Source organism: Runella sp. R5_40, assembly GCF_057652295.1.
Genome location: NZ_JBYFCH010000001.1, coordinates 778,675 through 797,048 on the forward strand (window position 1 = coordinate 778,675; position 18,374 = coordinate 797,048).

The following is an 18,374-nucleotide window of genomic DNA, read 5'->3' on the forward strand; positions in this document are numbered from 1 at the left end:
AATTATGGCCGCCATCACGTTTCAGTGCCTTCCCTTCGATCAGCTCAGTTTACGACAATTATACGACTTGCTTGCACTTCGCATTGATGTATTTATTGTGGAACAAAATTGCCCTTTTCACGATGCCGACGGAAAGGACTTTTACGCTTGGCATTGCCTTGGTTACGACAACGACGGGGCGTTGGTAGCTTACACTCGTTTGTTTGACTTAAACCTATCTTTTGAAGGCTTTACGTCGATTGGGCGGGTAGCTACTTCCAACAAAGTGCGCGGACAAGGAGCAGGAAGGCAGTTGATGACGTATTCTATTGAGCAATGTGAAAAATTATTTGGGCACCAACCCATCAAGATTGGCGCCCAACAGTATTTGTTAACGTTTTATGAATCGTTTGGTTTCAAATCAACGGGCGAAGATTACCTCGAAGACGGGATTCCGCACACGATTATGATTCGGGAAGCTTAATCGAGGTTATCGGTTTTGATGTCTTCAAACTGTTCGACGTTTCCAAACGCGTAGTGCATTTTCTGACGGTCAAATTCTTTTTCGTGGTTGGCCAACCACACCGTTGCCACGGCATTTCCGATGAAGTTGGTAATAGCGCGGGCTTCGGACATAAAACGGTCAACGCCCAACAACAACGCCAACCCTTCTACGGGAATGGCCTTGAGCGCCGTCAGTGTCGATGCCAACACGATGAAGCCGCTGCCCGTTACACCCGCCGCTCCTTTGGACGTTACCATCAAAATACCGATAATGGTTAGCATTTGGGTCAAATCCAAGTGCACGTTAAACACTTGCGCCAAGAAAATAACGGCCATCGAAAGGTAAATCGTCGTTCCGTCGAGGTTAAACGAATACCCCGCAGGAACGACCAGCCCCACCACCGACTTGGAGCAGCCCATTTTTTCTAGTTTTTCCATCAAAGAAGGCAAAGCCGCCTCCGACGACGAAGTACCCAGTACAATCAAAAGCTCTTCGCGGATGTAGCGCAAAAACTTAAACAAGTCCACCTTGGCCGTCCTGAGGATGTACCACAGCACCACGCAGACAAAGATTCCCATGGTGGTATAAACCGTCACCATCAGTTTTGCAAGAGGTAACAGCGTTTGAATACCGTATTTTCCAATGGTAAATGCCATTCCGCCAAACGCTCCAATCGGCGCAAGCATCATGACGCGGTGCAGTGCTTTAAAAATTACTTTGGAAATAGGCGCGAGAAAATCGATTACCTTTTGCCGTCCCGAATAGTTACTTAGCACCGCCCCAAGCACAATCGCCACGGCAAGAACTTGGAGCGTGGAATTATCCATAAAAAACTTCCACCAGCTGAACGCCCCAGCGCTTTTGGTGTATTTAGAAATATCGCCTCCTTTGATGCTATCCGTCACCACACCATCGCCTGGACGGATGACATTGGCCACGATTATCCCAATAATCAGCGCTACGGTCGTTACGACCTCAAAGTACAACAGCGCTTTGGCACCCACTTTTCCGACCTTCTTTAAATCTCCCATCGAAATTATTCCCAACGTGATGGTGAGGAAAATAATGGGGTTAATGAAGAGTTTGACCACGCTAATGAACGTTTTGCCCAACATTTCGCTAAAAGTGGCCCCAATTTCAAGTTCTTGACCTAAGAATTTGCCTTTGATGGGTTCATCCAATACTTTCATCAACGCCAAATCGGGTCGAAAATGCCCTAATAAGATGCCAATTGTGATGGCCGTCAAAACCCAAAAGGTCAGATTGGTGAAGAGTTTAGCGAGTCCTGAACGAGATGAAGTCGTTTGCATTGTAGATGTTTAGGGCTTATATTTGTTTAAAACTGATTATGTTATGACTACTACTCAGAAAGTACCGCGTCGTAAACGAAAACTTGAAAAAATCCCTTCGTACTTGGTTTATGAAACCTTGAATGGGAAAGTATTGCCGTACAAAGGCTACAGGGACGTACTAGACAAAAAGAAAAAAACGGCTGAAATTATGGGTTGTAGTTCATTACAAGGCATTTTGGTTAGTATTATGGTTTGGTTTATTAACAGCCATATTAATCGAAAAAAGTATTTTGTAGCTACCAACGAGATTGGGATTCATATCAGTAAAAACACGAACCTCGCTAATGACATCGCTATTTTTGAAAAAGAAGGGCTGACGCTAAACAATCGTTATTTTGAGGTAGCTCCCAAAGTGGTAGTAGAAATAGACATCAAAATAGATATTGACCCCGACGACCACGATGAAAAATTTAGCTATATCATTGAAAAAGCACAAAAAATGCTTGAGTTCGGCACCGAAAGGGTGATTTGGATTTCGACTCAAACCAAAATCATTTTTGTTTTTTCAAAAACCGAAACATGGACTATGGTTCCGTTTGATACCAACATCCCCGTTTTAGACGATTGTGTTCTCAACCTTGCTCAACTCATCAAAGAAGAAGGCATCGAAATCGAATAAAAATAGCTTATTTCCTCCCCCGTAGCCAAAGATAAAGAAAGATTTGACTACCGAAACAAAAATTTATAGCCCGAAACAATGGCGTGTAGATGTGCCGAATCGGCCATCGGCGGAAAGGCAAAACGCGGTTGAGATAACATAACGGGGGAAAGGCTGGGCTGCTGAACGTTCATCAAAGCCATCCGATACCCTGCCTCTTGCACAGCCTGTACAGTAACTTGGTCGATTTCGGCCCTACTTCCATAAGGATAAACAAAGAGTGATACCTCCTGCTTCAGTTCGGTTTCGAGGCGTTGTTTAGACACTTCCAATTCCATTTTTTTTTCTTCTTGTCCCAAAAAACGTAGCACTCGGTGGGTTTGCGTATGGGATGCGACCCTGTGCCCTTGCGCTACCAATGCCCGAATCTGCGACCAAGTCATAAAATCGTACCGAAGCCCGTCGGGCGAAGGCACTTCATACGCCCACCCATTTTTTTGGCAAATTTCACGCACAAGGCCATAAATATCCGCCAATTGATGTTGGTAAACGTACTGTTTAAGCTGCCGTGTCAGGGCATTTATCCCTGCGGACGTTTCTGGAACTAGAAGCGGCGTTTGATAGTCGTTGAGGGGGAGCCAAACATCCTGCGAAATGGCTTGGTGCAACAGTAAAAACAAATGGTCGCGCCAGATGTAAGGCAAGTCTCGGTCAATCATGGCGGGACAAATCGCAAACAGCGCCGAAATATCGTGCTTTGCTAAAATAGGCGCCAACACCTCGGAATTGTTGCGCATCCCATCGTCGAAGGTAATGAAAATACCCTTGGCGTTTGGGTTTTCCAATTCCTGAATGGGCTGTACTAGAAAGTGTTTTTTTAAGAAATGAAGTTGTTTGTCGAAGATAGCTGCGGTCACGTCCACATTGTACGTATCAAACGCGGGCAAGGCACTCACAGGAAGAACGTTGTGGTACGAAATAATCCCACGTTTTCGCCCCGCTAAGGCTTGGTAGAGGTGGCTCAGCCCCGTGTAGTACGAGGCTGTCAGCCAGCTATCTCTTACAAAATGTTTGATATTTTTGCCCACCTGTTCGACGCCCTACTTGCTTTTTGGTTTGTCAAAAAAGTTTCTCATAAAAAGCAATTGGTAGCCAATGGCGTTGTTCCAATAAGGCCAATTGTGCCCCCCTGGACGAGAGATATAATCGTGCGGAATATTGCGTTCCAGCAATTTGTCGTGCAGGTTGTTGTTGACGCGGTAAAAGAAGTCATCGCTGCCGCAATCAATAATCAGCGCCAGCGAGTTGGGGGTGAGTAAATGTACCAAATTGATAACGGTATTTTTTTCCCAAAGCTCGGGGGCTTCAGCGTATTTGCCCAAACGCTTGGCCATGTCCCAGTTGTTAGGAAAAGGACGAATGTCCACGCCTCCGCTCATACTCCCTGCCGTTCCAAACACGTCTTGGTGTTTAAACGCCAAATAAAGCGCACCGTGTCCGCCCATGCTCAAGCCCGTGATTCCACGTCCTTCGCGGCTTTTGATGGTTTTGTAACGGCCATCAATCCAAGAAACCAACTCGCTAGAAACATACGTTTCGTAACGCATTGTCGGGTCAACGGGGCTATCCCAGTACCAGCTCGAAAACGCGCCGTCGGGACACACAATAATCGTTTGATATACATCTGCCATACGCTGCATGACGGGGGCTTTTTTTATCCAATCGGCATAGTTACCGCTGTAACCATGCAACAGATAAACGACAGGAAACTCCTTGGAGCCATCGTACGAGTCGGGCGTAAGTACTACTGCTTTGATGTTTTTTTTCATCGAAGGGCTGTACGTTTCTACCGTATCTATTTTTTCGGCCCATACAGACGTACTCCACAAACCAATAACGAGAAAAAGTGCGATTTTTTTGAAAGGTATCATCGGGTTTATACAACTAGTTGAAGTGTTTATCGGCAAAGTTCAGGTATTGTTTCCAATCATACAAGGTGACGTCGTGCCCTCCCTCACGAATATGATAGCCGATTTGCCCTTGCACCGACTGGTTCAGTAGTGGGATGGTTTGGGCAGGAAGCCCTGTTTTTCCCAAAAACAAATACACCGATTCGGCGGCTCTAGCGGCAGCAAACTCGCCTTGTGGATCGGCTCCTTTGTCATCCACGGCGCTGGCAATATACACAGGTCGCGGCGCGACGAGCGAAATCACTTGGTGCTGGTCGAAGGGCAGCAGGGTATCTCTGTCCATGTATTTCTTAAAACTAGCAGCGTACCAGTGCGGAAAAACCGTACAAAGCCGACGAATATTTTCACCCACACCACGGTGGAATAACTTGGCTCCTCCCGCACCCGATTCATTACTTATGACCATCGCAAAACGCTCGTCGGTAGCTCCTGCCCAAAGCGCCGCTTTTCCCAAACGCGACCAGCCAAACACCGCCACCCGCTTGGCATCAATCGCTTTGTCGGTCACGACATAATCCATGGCGCGGCTCAGTGCCCAAGCCCAGGCCGCAATTGTCCCAAAGTTGTCAGTTCGGCCTTGATAGTCGGGATAAATGGGGTGAATCCCCTTCTGGAAGCCCGTTTTTGGGTCGTCAGAAGCAATGTCCTCGCGATAAGCCGTGATGAGGGCGTATCCCCGCGCAATGATCGTATCAAGCGGCCACTGAGCGGCATTCACACCCCGACACGCTTCGGTAGCACGGTGGTCGGTGACGCACCATAGCTTTACGTACGGGTTTCCTTTGCCCGATTCCATCCAACTCGTTGTGATTCGAATGGCGGGGTCGGGGTGAACGGCGTGGTTCCCCCAAAAATTCAATCCCAAAATGGCAGGAGCAGGCCCCTTGCGGTGATTGGGAATGTACATCAATAAATCCATCCGTGGGCCATCGGTTTTTCCATTAAAATAGACCGCAATTTGCTTCCGAGTAGCTTTGCCGTTCAGGGCGTTTTTATCCACGTCAAATACCTCAAACCGCATTTCTTTGGGACGCGGTGGGGCTTGCCCGTACATTTCTGAGGTAAACATCCGAAGTAGTTCAGGACGCCGCTCCTTGTGCCACTGTTTGGCATTTTGCACACGTTTCCCATTCGCCAAAATAAGCGGATCTGGAAGTACCTTTTGCGCCCAGCCTAGACCCGTACTCAGCACAAAAAACAGACTCAAAAATCGTAACTTTAACATTATTTTATACTTCTGACAGTTGCTGCGTCAGTACTTCAAAGGCTTTTTTGGCTTCGCTATCAAAATTTGTCCAACGGCCTTCAATCGACAATCCGCCACGGTATTTGATTTTTTTCAATGCCTTGAAATATTCTCTAAAATCATCGCCTACGACGCCAGGAGCCGTACGGTTTTGTTTTTCGGCAATGTGGCAGTGTACGATGTATTTGCCATATTTGACAATTTGCTCGGGGCCTTCGTTGTCTTTGAGCATGTGGTAAATATCGCACAACAACCGAAAACGAGGGTGATTGACGGCTTCGATGATTTCAACTCCTTCAGCCAAGCTGTTAATAAAATTGGTTTCGCTTCGGTTGAGGGGTTCTAAAGCCACCGTAATCCCGTGTTTTTCGGCCAAAAGTGCCATTTTTTTGCTCACTTCCGTATGTTGTTCTTTGGCCTTGGCGCGGTCAAAACCTTCGGGAATGGTGCGCGATGCACTACTTCCAAACACGACATAAGGTGTACCACATTCTTTGGCACGTTTAAATGCCAAATCAGCTCTTTCCAGCAAAGCTTCGTGGTTGGCGTTAGGCCCTACTGATTTGATACTTCCTGGAATAAACGACACGTACGAACGCAACGGTACACCCGTCGTTTTGAGTGCTTCGACGTTTTTGGCGTATTGTTCGTCGCCCCCTTTGTCAGGAATCAAGAAACGACCCACGTTTTCTTCAACGTACGAATAACCAATGCTTTTGAGCAACGCCGCTTTGTCGTAGGACGTACAAATACCCAACGGCAGCGAAAGTTTGCGGCTTTCTTCCGCCCAAAGTGCCGCCTCTGCCAAAGAACTTGATGCAAGGATGCTTCCAACGGCTCCTGCGCCTAATTTTAAGAAATCTCGACGGCTACTCGTCGTGTGTTGTAGTGGTTTCATTCGATGCAAGGGATTATAGGTAACAGAAGGCACAAAGCCTGTTTTTTTTACTATTTATTTCGACACAATTACAAGAGACCTTCCAAGTTTCAGATACTCTGAGTACCAAACTTGGAAGGTCTTATTTCGACACAATTACATCCGACAAGCGCGATGCGGGGGTCACTTTTAGGTCTTCCATCACCCCATTTTTGATACGCCCTTCAATCGTCGTTTGGTACGGTGCGTGTAACTTAAACGTAGCATTCCAGTCTTTGGGCCATGCAGGGAGCAAAACTATTTTTCGTCCGTCGGTTTGCAACAGCATTTCTTGCAGCCCAATCATAGCCGAACCACCCCAATTATGGTCGGGCGTCCAGTCAAACCCTGGCCCCCAAAAGGTTGGGAAACGTAAGTCGGCATCTTTAAATTTGTTTCGAGTAAGTTCAGCGGCCTCTTCTACTAACCCAAGTCGCGCCGCAAAAATGTTGTGCTGACGCCAGCCCACGTGACTTTTATATTTCTGAACGTGCGGGTCGTAGCGATAGGTATTTTGGGCAACTTCCAACTCAGGCTTTCCGACCCCATACAGTCCCCACGGAAACACGGGATACAACTGCGGCGCTTCGGAGTTTTGTACCCGCATCCACGCCACGGCGGGGGCCAGGGTTTTATATCCGTCGATTTCCTGCAAAGGCAAGGGAGGCAAACGTTCCAGCATAGTCGTCCACTTTTGGCGTTGGGAAGTGTGCAAATAATGATCGGGAAGCTCAAGCATACGCGTCAAAATCACTTTCAAAGCCGAAATCACCGTGGTCGAATTGTAGGTCATTTTGTACGTTTCACAAGCCGAGCTTGGGTAAAACACATACTGACCTTTTTCATCGAATGCCTTGGTGCCGCGTTGCTTAGCGAGCCCTTGGTAATGTTCATCAAAAAACGTCAGGCAGCTTTCGATAAAAGGCACGTACGTTTGAATATTCCGTCCTTCATAACGCTCTGTTTCGAGCATCATCAAACAAAACTCAAACACCGTATCCCATTGGTATTCGAGCCACGCGTTGTATTCCATTCCTGCATCGTAACCTTCGGGGCGCTTGTAGCCGTACTCAAAGGGATTGGGCAAACCAAAATTTTCGATTTGCTCCGTAAAACACGCCCCATTGTGGTTCCAATACACTTTTGAACGCAGCTCGGCATTGGTCTGCGAACGCAAGTAAAAGTCAAATTGGGGTTTCATCAACTCAAAATCGCCGCTTTTGAGCATCGGAAAATACACCAATCGCTGGTTTTGGGCAGTCATAGTTCCTCCACCCCACAAGCGAAAATCGGGCGTGTGATTGTATTTTTTATCCACAAATTGTGGGTCAAATGTGAATAACCCACCGTTAAATTTCGTAGGCCATTGCCCAAAGGCATTGCAGCCCAGTTGGTAGCGAAAAAGGTGGTAATTGCGCGAAATAGTGCTGTCTTTTCCCTCAATAAAAATGTAGCTTCGTTCCCAAAACTGTTTCCACCAAGCATGGGTCTGCGCCAAGGCTGTTTGTTGGGTTCGGGTAACTTCTTGCTGTCGGCGGACTACCGTACTTTCCCATTCAGCGAGGGTGGAGGTGGGAGCTGTGTTCAACACTACTTCTAGGTGTTCGGTACGAACGGGACGCGGGGTTTCTAGGTTCCACGCCTTAAAATCAGTATCAAGGTATTTACCCGTGGTAATGCCCGCAGGCCGCATAGTGCGGGAACGCATCGCTCCCCCAAACGTATTGTTTTTGATGGGGTTATACAGTTGTGATTTCACCAATTCCATCCCTTCAAGCTGCACCGTAAAATCAAAAAGAGTGGGAACATCGTCGCGGTTTCGGTGGTAAAACCACAGTTCGTTGTTGCGAAAAGCGATTTCGTCTTTGTACGTTTTTAGGTCAAACTTTTGGGGAGTTTTGTAGGAGTTTTCGCGAATGGCCGTTCCTTGTACCAAACGGTCTTCGTACCGCCACGATTCGTACGCAGCTTTGATATTGACGGCTTTGTCACTTTGCAACTCCGCGTGCACCACCGAACGAAACACGTCCACCCACAAGTGCAAGCGCGTTTTACCACCACTTATATACACACCGCCGTCTTGAAGCCGCAGTTCTTGCTTAAAATCAGTGCCTGTAAACGGATTAGGAGAAAGCCGAAGGCGTACCCGCCCCAGTTTGAGCATGGCGTTGTTTTCGTCGAACGTACCGCTTTGGGAAAGGTAAAAAAGGACGTCGCCGTCTTCGACCCACACATTCAAGCCGACATCTCCCCCACCACAAGGCATAGATTCGGATGAGTTTTTGCTGGGAGTCTTCCAAACAACGTTGTAGTTGGCCAATTGAGCAGGTTGGGCCAAGGTAGAAAGGCAAATTCCCCAACCAAAAACGACCAAAAGTAGATGGGTTCGTAGCGTCACGATGAAAGGCAGGATTAAGAAATAACAAAGGTTGAGTCCAAAAATACCTCATTGCTCTCAGCCTCCCGTCCTGCTACCTCCTGTATGGCGTGGGTTTCTCCACAAGCGTCGCGTCGGTTTTGAGAAACCGACGTCACGGGCGTGCTGGTGGTTTCTCAAGTGGTGCTGGTGGTTTCTCAAAACCACCACTGAGGTTTCTCAAAACCTCGCTTCAAGATGTACTACTTATTTTTTCCAACACACATACACGTTCTCATCCGCCATAAGTCCGTAGCGTTTCCAGTCGATTTCTTGCACGTAAGCACTTACTTCTACCCTAAAACCTGCGGCGGCAAGGCGGTCGGCATAGTCGCGGCCATAACGGCGAACGTGCTGGTGAGCGCCCGCGATGCGTTTCCGTTCTTCGGGCGTCAGGTGCTGCGTTTCTACCGTTTTTTCCATCGAATTATTCACCGCGCCTTGAATAATGGCGTAGCCGTCGGGTTTGAGCACCCGATAAATCTCGCGCATTCCTTGGGCATCGTCAGGCACAAGTTCAAAGACGTGGTTACAAATCACGACGTCGAACGTGTTATCGGGAAATTGAATATCCGTCACCGACATAACGTGATCGGGCAGCACCCCGATGGCGTCGATGTAGGTCGTCATCAAATCGGCTGTTTCGTACTGAAGTTGGGGGTACTTACGGATTTGGTCGTGCAGGCATTTTTCGGGGGCAAAGTGCAGAATTCGTTTTTTCCCCGTAAAAAAATCGGTCTTATTTTTCAAATACAAATACACCAAACGGTGGCGTTCGAGCGACTTACAGGTATAACAAAGGGCATTGGGGCGGTTGAAAGGCAAAAATTGGCTATACGTACTTCCACAAATGGGACACTCGACGTCATTGCCTAATCCATATACTGCGGCTTGCGCCGAGGCTTGTAATGCTCTTAATTGTTTGCGGCCTGTGGGGCCAATCACCGTTTTGAGAAATGCTTTCAACACCAATAGTGGGTTTTGTTTTTAAATGAATACGTCGGGGTATGAGTACCCCGACGCACTTTTTTGGTACCCCGATGAGTTTTTATACTACCCCGACGTACTTTTTTATACCGTAAAGCTATCCGACTCTAGGTAGGCTTTAATGAGTGCTTCTTCGCCTTCTTTGCCTGGCTTAGAGTTTCCGTGTTCCATTCCAAAAATGAAGTTTTGATTGTTGGCCTTCATTTTGGTGTAAATATGTTTGAACACGTTTTTATAGTTGATTTCGCCCGTCGTTGGTTCTTTACGTCCTGGGTTATCACCAATTTGGAAATACCCGATTTCGGACCAGCACCAGTCGATGTGCGGAATGATGTGCCCTTCGGTTTTCTGCATGTGATAAATATCAAATAAAATCTTGCACGCAGGACTATTCACCCCACGGCAAATTTCGTAGGTTTGGTCAGAGGTTTGCAAAAACAAATTGGGGCTATCGCTCAAGGGTTCCAACACCATCGTCAAACCGTGAGGAGCCAAAATATCTGCCCCTCGGCGAAGCGCATCAATTACGTGTCCCGTTTGAATTCCAATCGGAAGATTACGTTCAAAATCACCTGGTACGACCGTCATCCACTTGGCATTGCAGCGTTTGGCGGTTTCTACGGCGCGCTTACAGCCATCCAAGAAAATATCAATGTGTGCTTGTTTGCCCGCCGCGAGGGTATTCTGAGAATTTCCTCCTTTGTCCACCACAAACACGCCCATGGTCATTCCCAACTTCGCCAATGTTTCGCCGATTTTGGTTTGTATTTCCACTGGGCGTCCCATCATACCGTTGTCTTCCAAGGCCGTGAAGCCATTGTCGGCCATGAACTTAAGTTGGTCGATAAGGTCTTTACCCGCACTGTTTTGAAACATGCCAAAGTGAGGGGCATAGGCCAATTTAAAATTATTTTTTGCTTTAGGAGTCGTAGTATTAGCCGTGGCTACACCGCTCACTAGCGTAGCTGCCGAAGCCGAGACAGCAGTTTTTACAAAATCGCGACGAAACATAAGTAGTTGTAGATTATAAGGTGCTGCCTCCAAAAGCAAAACAACGTTTTTTTCTAATCTTTACGAAACTTGGGGTTTCTTTAATTCTGCCTTGATTTCCGTCAAAATATCCCTAATCTCTCGTAATAATTCGGCATTGTCATTGGATGAAGTAGCAGCCGAGGGCGCATTTTTGGCCATGATTCTTTTTTCTCGCTGGCGTAAAATTAAGCTCCGTAATTCTTGGGCATTCACGATTCCAATCAGCTGCATATCGTGGGCTTGGCCTGCGCTCTGACCTGCGGTTTCAAATTTTAAAATACAAAGATGAAAATACCGTAAAAGTGGTCCTTCTACAAAGGTTACATCTTGAATATTTTCCAACGGGATGGTTTTTTCGACTTGAACAAGAATCCCCTTTTTAAAGCGAATAACCGTTTCGGTAAGTTCACACTCTAGTTTATCATAATAGTGCTGAGCCCACCACTGGCCTATTCCTAAAAACCAAAACGGGATAAGTACAATCCCGAAAACAGTGGCCAACATGATAGAGGCCACATAAAGCATCATGTAAGGCTTTACCAGTTTGTTAAACTCGGCTTTGAAAAGGACAGTATCGGATGTTTCCATAAAATAGCGGCGGTTAAGGCTTAAAAACGATTAAATATGCGGGAGTACTACTTCAAACGTGCTTCCTACATCCAGTTGGCTCGTTACTTTTATGGTACCGCGGTGCATGTCCACAATCCTACGGCATACCGACAACCCAATGCCGTATCCTCGAAAAGTAGTAGCGTTTTTGGCACGATAAAGTGGTTCAAAAATCCGCTGGGTTTCGTTTTCAGGGATGCCAATTCCTCGGTCGGTGACTCGAATGTAGCAATTTTGTTCGTCAAAGCCGATTTTTACATCGGCGCGTTTATCTGGCGAATATTTGCAGGCATTGTCCATCAAATTATTAAGTACCGTTTTGAGTAAAGGTGCATTTCCAAGGACGGTAATGTCCTGCTCATTTTCGGGAATATCTTCAAAATCAATGTGAATCTGGTAGTCGGTGCGGAGGCTTTGAAGTTCTTCTTGGGTTTGAAACACCAGCTCATCCAAACGAATGGACTGAAAGCTCATCGTACGTTCTTCTTTTTTTTCCGACTGCGCCAGCTGTAACAAACTGTTAGTCAACTGAATCAGCCGTTGCGCATCGTTCAGAAGCGAGTCCAAGACTTTTTGATACTCCTCGGGCGTACGTTCTTTTTCCAACGCTATTTGAATTTCGGATTTTAAGCCCGCAAGTGGTGTACGAAGTTCGTGGGAAGCATTGGACACAAAACTCCGTTGAAAATCAAAAGATTGCTCCAAACGCTGAAGCATTTGGTTGAAATTGATGGCCAATTGCGCCAATTCGTCTTGGCGATTGCCTTCATTCAACTGTTTTCGCAAGTTATAAGCCGTGATGGTGCTAATCTCGCGGTTCATATCCGACAAGGGTTTTAGCGACTGCCCCGCAAAAATAAAGCCCAACACAATCGTGATAAGAATACCGAACAAAAAGCTATAAATCAACGAGTCTCGCAGGCGTTGAAGCTGGGTATTTCCCAGTTCATCCTCGGCCGAAGTCATCAGTACCAATTCTCCTTTTTCGGGGTGGGTGTACATCAAACCTGCCACCAACAGTTTCCCATTGGCGGTTTCGACGTATTTCTTTTTCCGAACAGATTTTAATAAATCGGCATTGTAATAATAATTTTCGGCGCTGTCGGGGTCGTAGCTGGCATACACGATTTTGTCTTCGTCGTTAAACATCAACACCTTCTCGCCGTAGAGTTTCGACAAGGTTTCTTTGTCGAGAATTTTCAGGATTTTCTTGTTGTTCGCCGCGATTTTCACCAGCAAGTCGGCCCGCGTTAGGGCGCGGTCGCACAAGTTTTTGTAGAACTCGTCTTTACGATTTTGCTCCGCCACGTAATAAAACGACACCGAAAATGTGGCCAAAATGGCGGCAATAATTACCGTAAATTGAAGGGCTATTTTGGTCCTGATTTTCATTCGTTTATGCGATTTTATGCCTTTATAACCTCTCGAAACTCCGAATAACCCCTCGAAAGTTTTAGAACTTTCGAGGGGTTGCTTTACCCAAACAACGTCGTTACTACATCTTTGAGTTTCGAGAGTGTTTTTGCTCCTTTACCAGGCTCTACTACTTGTTTTCCCCATTCGTACCATACGCCATCGCCTAGGTTAAAATATAGGCCATTTCGCTTTGGTTTTTGGCTTGAGGCATTGTCGGTGAGCCAGTTAGGCGCATATACCGTTTCCATCAACGAAGGCAGTTCTTGCCACGGATAAAAACGCAATGATGTTTTGCCATCCACCACGCGCTTGACTTGTGCCGTCCTTGTACGAAACGAAGCCGTCAACTGTGCTTCTCTAGTCCCTTGCGAAGTCGCGTCAATAACCTGCATTTCAAACGGGCGTTCTTTCTCCGATGTTTCATAAATCGCCTGAAGCAATTCTTGGGCAAAATAGAGCCAATCTTCGGTGTTTTTGGGCTGACCTTTTTTTGTCGTGTCCGTTTCCCACTCTAGGGTCAGAAAGTCCAATTCTTCGTCTTGAAGCATACTGCCTCCCATCTGGGTTTTCTTGAGGACTTTTTCAAGCTCGTCAGACCACACTTTTTCAAGTGTTCCTTTCCACTGATAATCATCATTATCGGTAAATCCTTCGGCTTCAATTTCATCGGCATCGAGTTCGTCGCGGTGGGTATATGTCAATTTTAAATCGACATTAATGGTTTGCTCAGTCGGAAGAATGCGCAATACGTAGCGATATGAGTAAGGCGGCGGAAGTTGCGCCGAAGTTTCAAATTGGATAGTCAGTTTACGAAAAGTTGCCATTTAGCGTATATTTTCCTCAAAGGTACGGCGCTTATCTACTTTGCCCGTGGGTGTTTCTACAAATTTTTTAACAAAATACACCTTTTTAGGAAGTTCGTAGGTCAAAAGCTCAGGTATTAATCTCGTTTGAAGTAGTTCGCTATCAAGCTTTTTTTCACTTTCTACTACTAAAATCAGTTGTTGTCCTAAACGTTCGTCGGGTTCCGACCACGCAAAAAACCGCGAAGCGATCAGCCCCGTTTTTTCAACGGCACGTTCTACTTTCTCTAACTGAATTTTGACTCCTCCCGAATTAATAATGTTATCAGCGCGCCCCACTATGATGAACTTTCGGGATTCTAAAAACTCCACCACATCGTTGGTTTGAATCCATTGGTGGTTGGTTACTGCCCCGCACAGACGAAGGCAGCCGCGTTCGTCGGTAGCGGCTTCAACTCCTTCCAACAGCCAATAACTATCCGTTGCCTCGGCTCCATTTAGCCTTCGTAGCGCCACATGCGATACCGTTTCGGTCATGCCATAGGTACTAAACACGGGCACGCTAAGCCGCTGAATACCTTCGAGTAATTGTTCGGAAACAGGAGCTCCTCCCACAATGATAACGCCCAAGGTATTTAGAACCGAGGCTTGTCCTGCATCCAACATTGCTTGCAATTGGAGCGGCACTACTGCTACAAAATCTATTGCTAAGTCACGGGGCAGCGCAGCAAACGGCTGCGAGGAAGGCGCGACGATGTGCATCGTTAGCCCCAATTCCATTCCACGCACGAGCATCATCGTTCCTGCAATGTAACCCACATTGAGGCACACCAACGCTTGCTGCCCCGCCCGCAAATCCAACGCACGCTGCGTAACACGGGCACTGGCTTGCATTTGGGCGCGCGTCAAGGCGATAGGCTTAGGAGTGCCCGTCGAACCCGAGGTATGCAGCACAAAAGTTTCTTGCCCCGAGGCGTACAAACGACAAAACTCCCACGCCTGTCGAAAATAAGCATCCTCGGGCGCGGGAGTTTCAAAAATATGTTGGGGTACTAAAGTATAAAACATAGACTAAGGGTAAATACGAATATCGCCCGTCGATGGGTCGTACGAGGTTTTGTACCGCGTCAACGGCTTAGTGGCTGGCCCCGTTTGCACTTCTCCCTCGCTCGAAAACACGGAGCCGTGGTTGGGACACAGAAAAGTATTGTTTGAGACAATGTAGTTGACCGCCGTTCCTTCGTGCGTACAGGCTTGCGAAACCGCGATAAACCCACCCTGCTGCGTACGTGCAATAATTACTCCATTGGTTCGGACAAAGCCTCCTGCATTGCGCAAAGCCGTAAATGTACCATTATTGATGTTCACAGAAAAATCAGTGGGAGTAGTCGGATTGGGGTCGGGACTAGCACCTGTATTGCATCCCGACAAACACTGTTGAAGTACGATAGCTCCAAAACTCACCCCCACTAGGCGAAAAAACTCTTTTCGGTCAATCGTCGTTGCTTCCGTTTCCATAGCGTTATTGATATTTTTTTGTAGTTTTCAATGTTATTTTTAATAATCGAACTTAGCGTTTAAAACGCTCGCTTTTGTGGCTCTTTAAAAACGTAACTGAAACAAAAAGATTGTAACTATGAGAACTTGGCTTGGGATGGTGTTGAATTTATTTTTTTGTGCGGTGGTGTCGGCCCAAAACCTTGTGACCTCCAATTTGCCCCTTGTCATCATTGATACCCAAGGGCAGTTGATTGTGGATTCGCCCAAAATCAACGCGCAAATGAAAATTATTTACAACGGCCCTGCCCAACGAACAGCCCCCTCAGATGCGGCCAACGTTTATCAAGGCATCGCAGGAATTGAGTTTCGCGGGTCATCGTCTCAGCTTTTTCCAAAAAAATCGTACGGATTTGAATTTCGGGACGAAAAAGGCGACGGCAAAGAAGTTGCGCTGTTTGGGATGCCCAAGGAAGAAGACTGGATTTTGTTTGCTTCTTACAACGAAAAAAGCCTTTTACACAACGTCCTCGCCATGAAAATGGCGCGCGATTTGGGGATGTACGCCAGCCGTACGCAGTTCGTCGAAGTCATCGTCAATGGACGTTATGAAGGGGTGTATGTTCTTATGGAAAAAATCAAACGGGTCAATGGGCGATTGAACATTACCAAGTTATCTGACCAAGACAACAGCGGCGATGCGCTTACGGGGGGGTATATTTTTAAGGTTGACAAACCAACGGGTTCGGGTGGGTCGATAGGCTGGTTTTCTAAAGTCAACTACAGTGGTCGTATCCAGTATTTGTACGAATACCCCGATTTTGACGAAATTACTCCAAACCAAAAAGCTTACCTCATTGCCAAAGTAGATAGTGCCGAAGCGGCGTTAAATGGGAGTCAGTTCAGGGACTCTCAAGTTGGCTACCGTCGGTTTTATGATGGTCTTTCTTTTGCGCGTATTTTTTTGGTCAACGAAGTATCCCGCAACGTGGACGGCTACCGCATCAGTACGTTTTTTCACAAAGACCGCGACAGCAAAGGGGGAAAAATAAAAGCAGGCCCCGCTTGGGACTACGATTTGGCCTTTGGGAATGCCGACTATTGTGAAGCGCCACTTACGTACGGCTGGGCGTATTTATTTGGGAACGTCTGCCCTAGAGACAGTTGGCAAGTTCCTTTTCATTGGAAGCGAATGCTCGAAGACCCCGCCTATGTCTCGGAGCTCAACGACGAATACCAACGAATGCGCAAAGGTGCTTGGAAAACCGAAACGCTTATGTCGTATATCGACTCACTGGCGACCGTTCTTCAAGAAGCACAACAACGGAATTTTCAGCGGTGGCCCGTTTTAGGTCAATATATTTGGCCCAATCCTACCCCTATTCCAAGCACTTGGGCAGGCGAAGTCCTTGAACTCAAACAATGGCTCACGCAGCGCCTCGCGTGGATGGACATGAACATACCCGGTACGCTCACCGCCGCTGACCCTACTCCCATCCACGAAGTAACCGTCGAAGTAGCGCCCAATCCTTTTATTGACGACGCCCGACTTCTCTTTAAAGCTCCGCGCCCAATGGAGATTTTGGCGGAAGTTTTTGACCTCCATGGCAAGCTAATTACCAGCAAGTTTCAGTACTTGTCGGTCACTCCAACTACCGTCAGCATTCCTATTCAAGGGCCTTCGGGCACCTACGTATTACGCGTTCATACGCCTACCGAAATCATCCGAAAGCAGTTGGTAAAACAATAGAACCGTTCAATTTCTCATTCAAAAGGAGGGATTATTTCTAGCGCGTTCGCTTCTCCTTCTTTTATTTCAAACAATAGGTGTTCGAGTCCATTGCTAATCAGCAAATAGGGCGCTTTTAGCACGGCGTTGTAACGAATGGCTTGGTCGAGGACGGCATCCGTCAGCGGAATGTGGACGGCCTTACACTCCACCAACAAAAAAGGTGCCCCCGAGCGGTCGTACACCAAAATATCGGTACGCTTAGCAAGTTGGTTATACTGCAAGCCACTCTCAGTACGAATCAAAGATTTTGGGTACTGATGATGCCCTATCAACCAGTGCAAAACGTGCTGCCTCACCCACTCTTCGGGCGTGATAAGCAGGTACTTACGCCGAATTACGTCGAAGATATGAGGTTTTCCCGCAATTTTCGTAACTTTGTAATCAAAGGGGGGCAAATTTAGCTCAACCATACAGAGGAGGATTTGTAAGGGCATCTTACAAATCTTTTTTTTAACCTATTCTCCCCAAAAATCAACACAAAACCAATGAAAAGCAAAGAAGAAATCGTAGAAAATTGGCTCCCACGCTACACAGGAACTCCGCTGGAGGTCTTCGGAGAATACATTTTGTTGACCAACTTCATCAATTACGTACAAATGTTTGCCGACAAGTACGGGGTCGAAGTGTATGGTCGCGACCGTGCCATGCAAACCGCAACGGCCGATAATATCACCATCATTAACTTTGGGATGGGCAGCGCCATGGCGGCCACGGTGATGGATTTGCTCTCGGCCATCAATCCTAAAGCAGTGTTATTTTTGGGAAAATGTGGCGGACTGAAAAAAACGCAAATCGGGGACTTGGTGCTTCCGATTGCGGCCATTCGCGGCGAAGGAACAAGCAACGATTACATGCGACCTGAAATTCCTGCGTTGCCCTCTTTTCGTTTGCAACGGGCCGTATCATCTATGATTAAAAAGCACGAGTTGGATTACTGGACAGGGACGGTCTATACCACCAACCGCCGAATCTGGGAACACGACGAAACGTTTAAAGAATACCTTCGCGAAATCAGAGCGATGGCGATTGACATGGAAACGGCGACCGTCTTTACCGTTGGGTTTGTCAACCAAATTCCACATGGCGCATTGTTGTTGGTTTCTGACAACCCACTGGTGCCCGAAGGTGTAAAAACCGAAGAGAGCGACAAAAAAGTAACCGCGCATTTTGTAGAGCGTCACCTTCAGCTTGGCATCGACTCCTTGGTGGAACTAGCCAGCTCAGGCGAATCGGTCAAACACTTACGTTTTGAATAA

General features: G+C 47.0%; 18 protein-coding genes. 4 read left to right on the plus strand and 14 right to left on the minus strand.

The features are described from left to right. The first annotated feature begins 4 nt into the window (after window positions 1–4). Window positions 5–463, plus strand: coding sequence for a GNAT family N-acetyltransferase (locus AC23N5_RS03305; protein WP_183977604.1), 459 nt, complete (start codon window positions 5–7; stop codon window positions 461–463). Here AC23N5_RS03305 and AC23N5_RS03310 read toward each other — a convergent pair. Next, the gene (locus tag AC23N5_RS03310; RefSeq protein ID WP_183977606.1) at window positions 460–1,794 is read right to left on the minus strand and encodes a cation:dicarboxylate symporter family transporter; all 1,335 of its coding nucleotides are present in this window, start codon (window positions 1,792–1,794) and stop codon (window positions 460–462) included. The two genes, AC23N5_RS03305 and AC23N5_RS03310, sit on opposite strands and share 4 nt — an antisense overlap. A 43-nt stretch (window positions 1,795–1,837) precedes the next feature. Here AC23N5_RS03310 and AC23N5_RS03315 point away from each other — a divergent pair, with 43 nt between their 5' ends. Then, window positions 1,838–2,455, plus strand: a complete 618-nt coding sequence (locus tag AC23N5_RS03315) for a Uma2 family endonuclease (RefSeq protein ID WP_487754467.1) — start codon at window positions 1,838–1,840, stop codon at window positions 2,453–2,455. Window positions 2,456–2,502: 47 nt separating this feature from the next. Here AC23N5_RS03315 and AC23N5_RS03320 read toward each other — a convergent pair whose 3' ends face one another. The 12 genes from AC23N5_RS03320 to AC23N5_RS03375 all read right to left on the minus strand — a co-directional run bounded on the left by AC23N5_RS03320 (window position 2,503) and on the right by AC23N5_RS03375 (window position 15,347). Beyond that, window positions 2,503–3,522 (minus strand): polysaccharide deacetylase family protein, encoded by a 1,020-nt coding sequence (locus AC23N5_RS03320; protein WP_487754468.1) that lies wholly within the window; start codon window positions 3,520–3,522, stop codon window positions 2,503–2,505. Between the two features lie 12 nt (window positions 3,523–3,534). Further along, on the minus strand, window positions 3,535–4,365 hold the full coding sequence (locus AC23N5_RS03325; protein WP_487754469.1) for an alpha/beta hydrolase: 831 nt from the start codon (window positions 4,363–4,365) through the stop codon (window positions 3,535–3,537). 13 nt (window positions 4,366–4,378) lie between these two features. Then, window positions 4,379–5,629 (minus strand): alpha/beta hydrolase family protein, encoded by a 1,251-nt coding sequence (locus tag AC23N5_RS03330; RefSeq protein ID WP_487754470.1) that lies wholly within the window; start codon window positions 5,627–5,629, stop codon window positions 4,379–4,381. Window positions 5,630–5,633: 4 nt separating this feature from the next. Beyond that, window positions 5,634–6,548, minus strand: coding sequence for a sugar phosphate isomerase/epimerase family protein (locus AC23N5_RS03335; RefSeq protein WP_183977614.1), 915 nt, complete (start codon window positions 6,546–6,548; stop codon window positions 5,634–5,636). A gap of 121 nt (window positions 6,549–6,669) precedes the next feature. Beyond that, window positions 6,670–8,964 (minus strand): DUF5703 domain-containing protein, encoded by a 2,295-nt coding sequence (locus AC23N5_RS03340; RefSeq protein ID WP_487754471.1) that lies wholly within the window; start codon window positions 8,962–8,964, stop codon window positions 6,670–6,672. Between the two features lie 225 nt (window positions 8,965–9,189). Then, a complete protein-coding gene (locus AC23N5_RS03345; protein ID WP_487754472.1) occupies window positions 9,190–9,948 on the minus strand; it encodes a class I SAM-dependent methyltransferase in 759 nt (252 codons plus the stop codon). 105 nt (window positions 9,949–10,053) lie between these two features. Then, entirely contained in the window at window positions 10,054–10,980 is a 927-nt protein-coding gene (locus AC23N5_RS03350) for a hydroxypyruvate isomerase family protein (RefSeq protein WP_183977620.1), read from the minus strand. Between the two features lie 60 nt (window positions 10,981–11,040). Further along, window positions 11,041–11,589, minus strand: a complete 549-nt coding sequence (locus tag AC23N5_RS03355) for a PH domain-containing protein (protein WP_487754473.1) — start codon at window positions 11,587–11,589, stop codon at window positions 11,041–11,043. Between the two features lie 30 nt (window positions 11,590–11,619). After that, complete coding sequence (locus AC23N5_RS03360) at window positions 11,620–13,002, minus strand: sensor histidine kinase (protein WP_183977625.1); 1,383 nt, start codon at window positions 13,000–13,002, stop codon at window positions 11,620–11,622. Between the two features lie 83 nt (window positions 13,003–13,085). After that, window positions 13,086–13,850 (minus strand): hypothetical protein, encoded by a 765-nt coding sequence (locus AC23N5_RS03365; RefSeq protein ID WP_183977627.1) that lies wholly within the window; start codon window positions 13,848–13,850, stop codon window positions 13,086–13,088. Further along, window positions 13,851–14,897, minus strand: a complete 1,047-nt coding sequence (locus tag AC23N5_RS03370; protein WP_487754474.1) for an AMP-binding protein — start codon at window positions 14,895–14,897, stop codon at window positions 13,851–13,853. A 3-nt stretch (window positions 14,898–14,900) separates the two neighbouring features. Then, complete coding sequence (locus AC23N5_RS03375) at window positions 14,901–15,347, minus strand: QcrA and Rieske domain-containing protein (protein ID WP_122932760.1); 447 nt, start codon at window positions 15,345–15,347, stop codon at window positions 14,901–14,903. Window positions 15,348–15,465: 118 nt separating this feature from the next. Between AC23N5_RS03375 and AC23N5_RS03380 the strand changes: the two genes are divergently transcribed. Continuing rightward, window positions 15,466–17,076, plus strand: a complete 1,611-nt coding sequence (locus tag AC23N5_RS03380) for a CotH kinase family protein (protein WP_487754475.1) — start codon at window positions 15,466–15,468, stop codon at window positions 17,074–17,076. Between the two features lie 14 nt (window positions 17,077–17,090). On the opposite strand, the gene AC23N5_RS03385 is transcribed toward AC23N5_RS03380, so the two are convergent. Then, on the minus strand, window positions 17,091–17,552 hold the full coding sequence (locus AC23N5_RS03385) for a type I restriction enzyme HsdR N-terminal domain-containing protein (protein WP_310588004.1): 462 nt from the start codon (window positions 17,550–17,552) through the stop codon (window positions 17,091–17,093). A 51-nt stretch (window positions 17,553–17,603) separates the two neighbouring features. Between AC23N5_RS03385 and AC23N5_RS03390 the strand changes: the two genes are divergently transcribed. Further along, entirely contained in the window at window positions 17,604–18,374 is a 771-nt protein-coding gene (locus tag AC23N5_RS03390; RefSeq protein ID WP_487754476.1) for an AMP nucleosidase, read from the plus strand.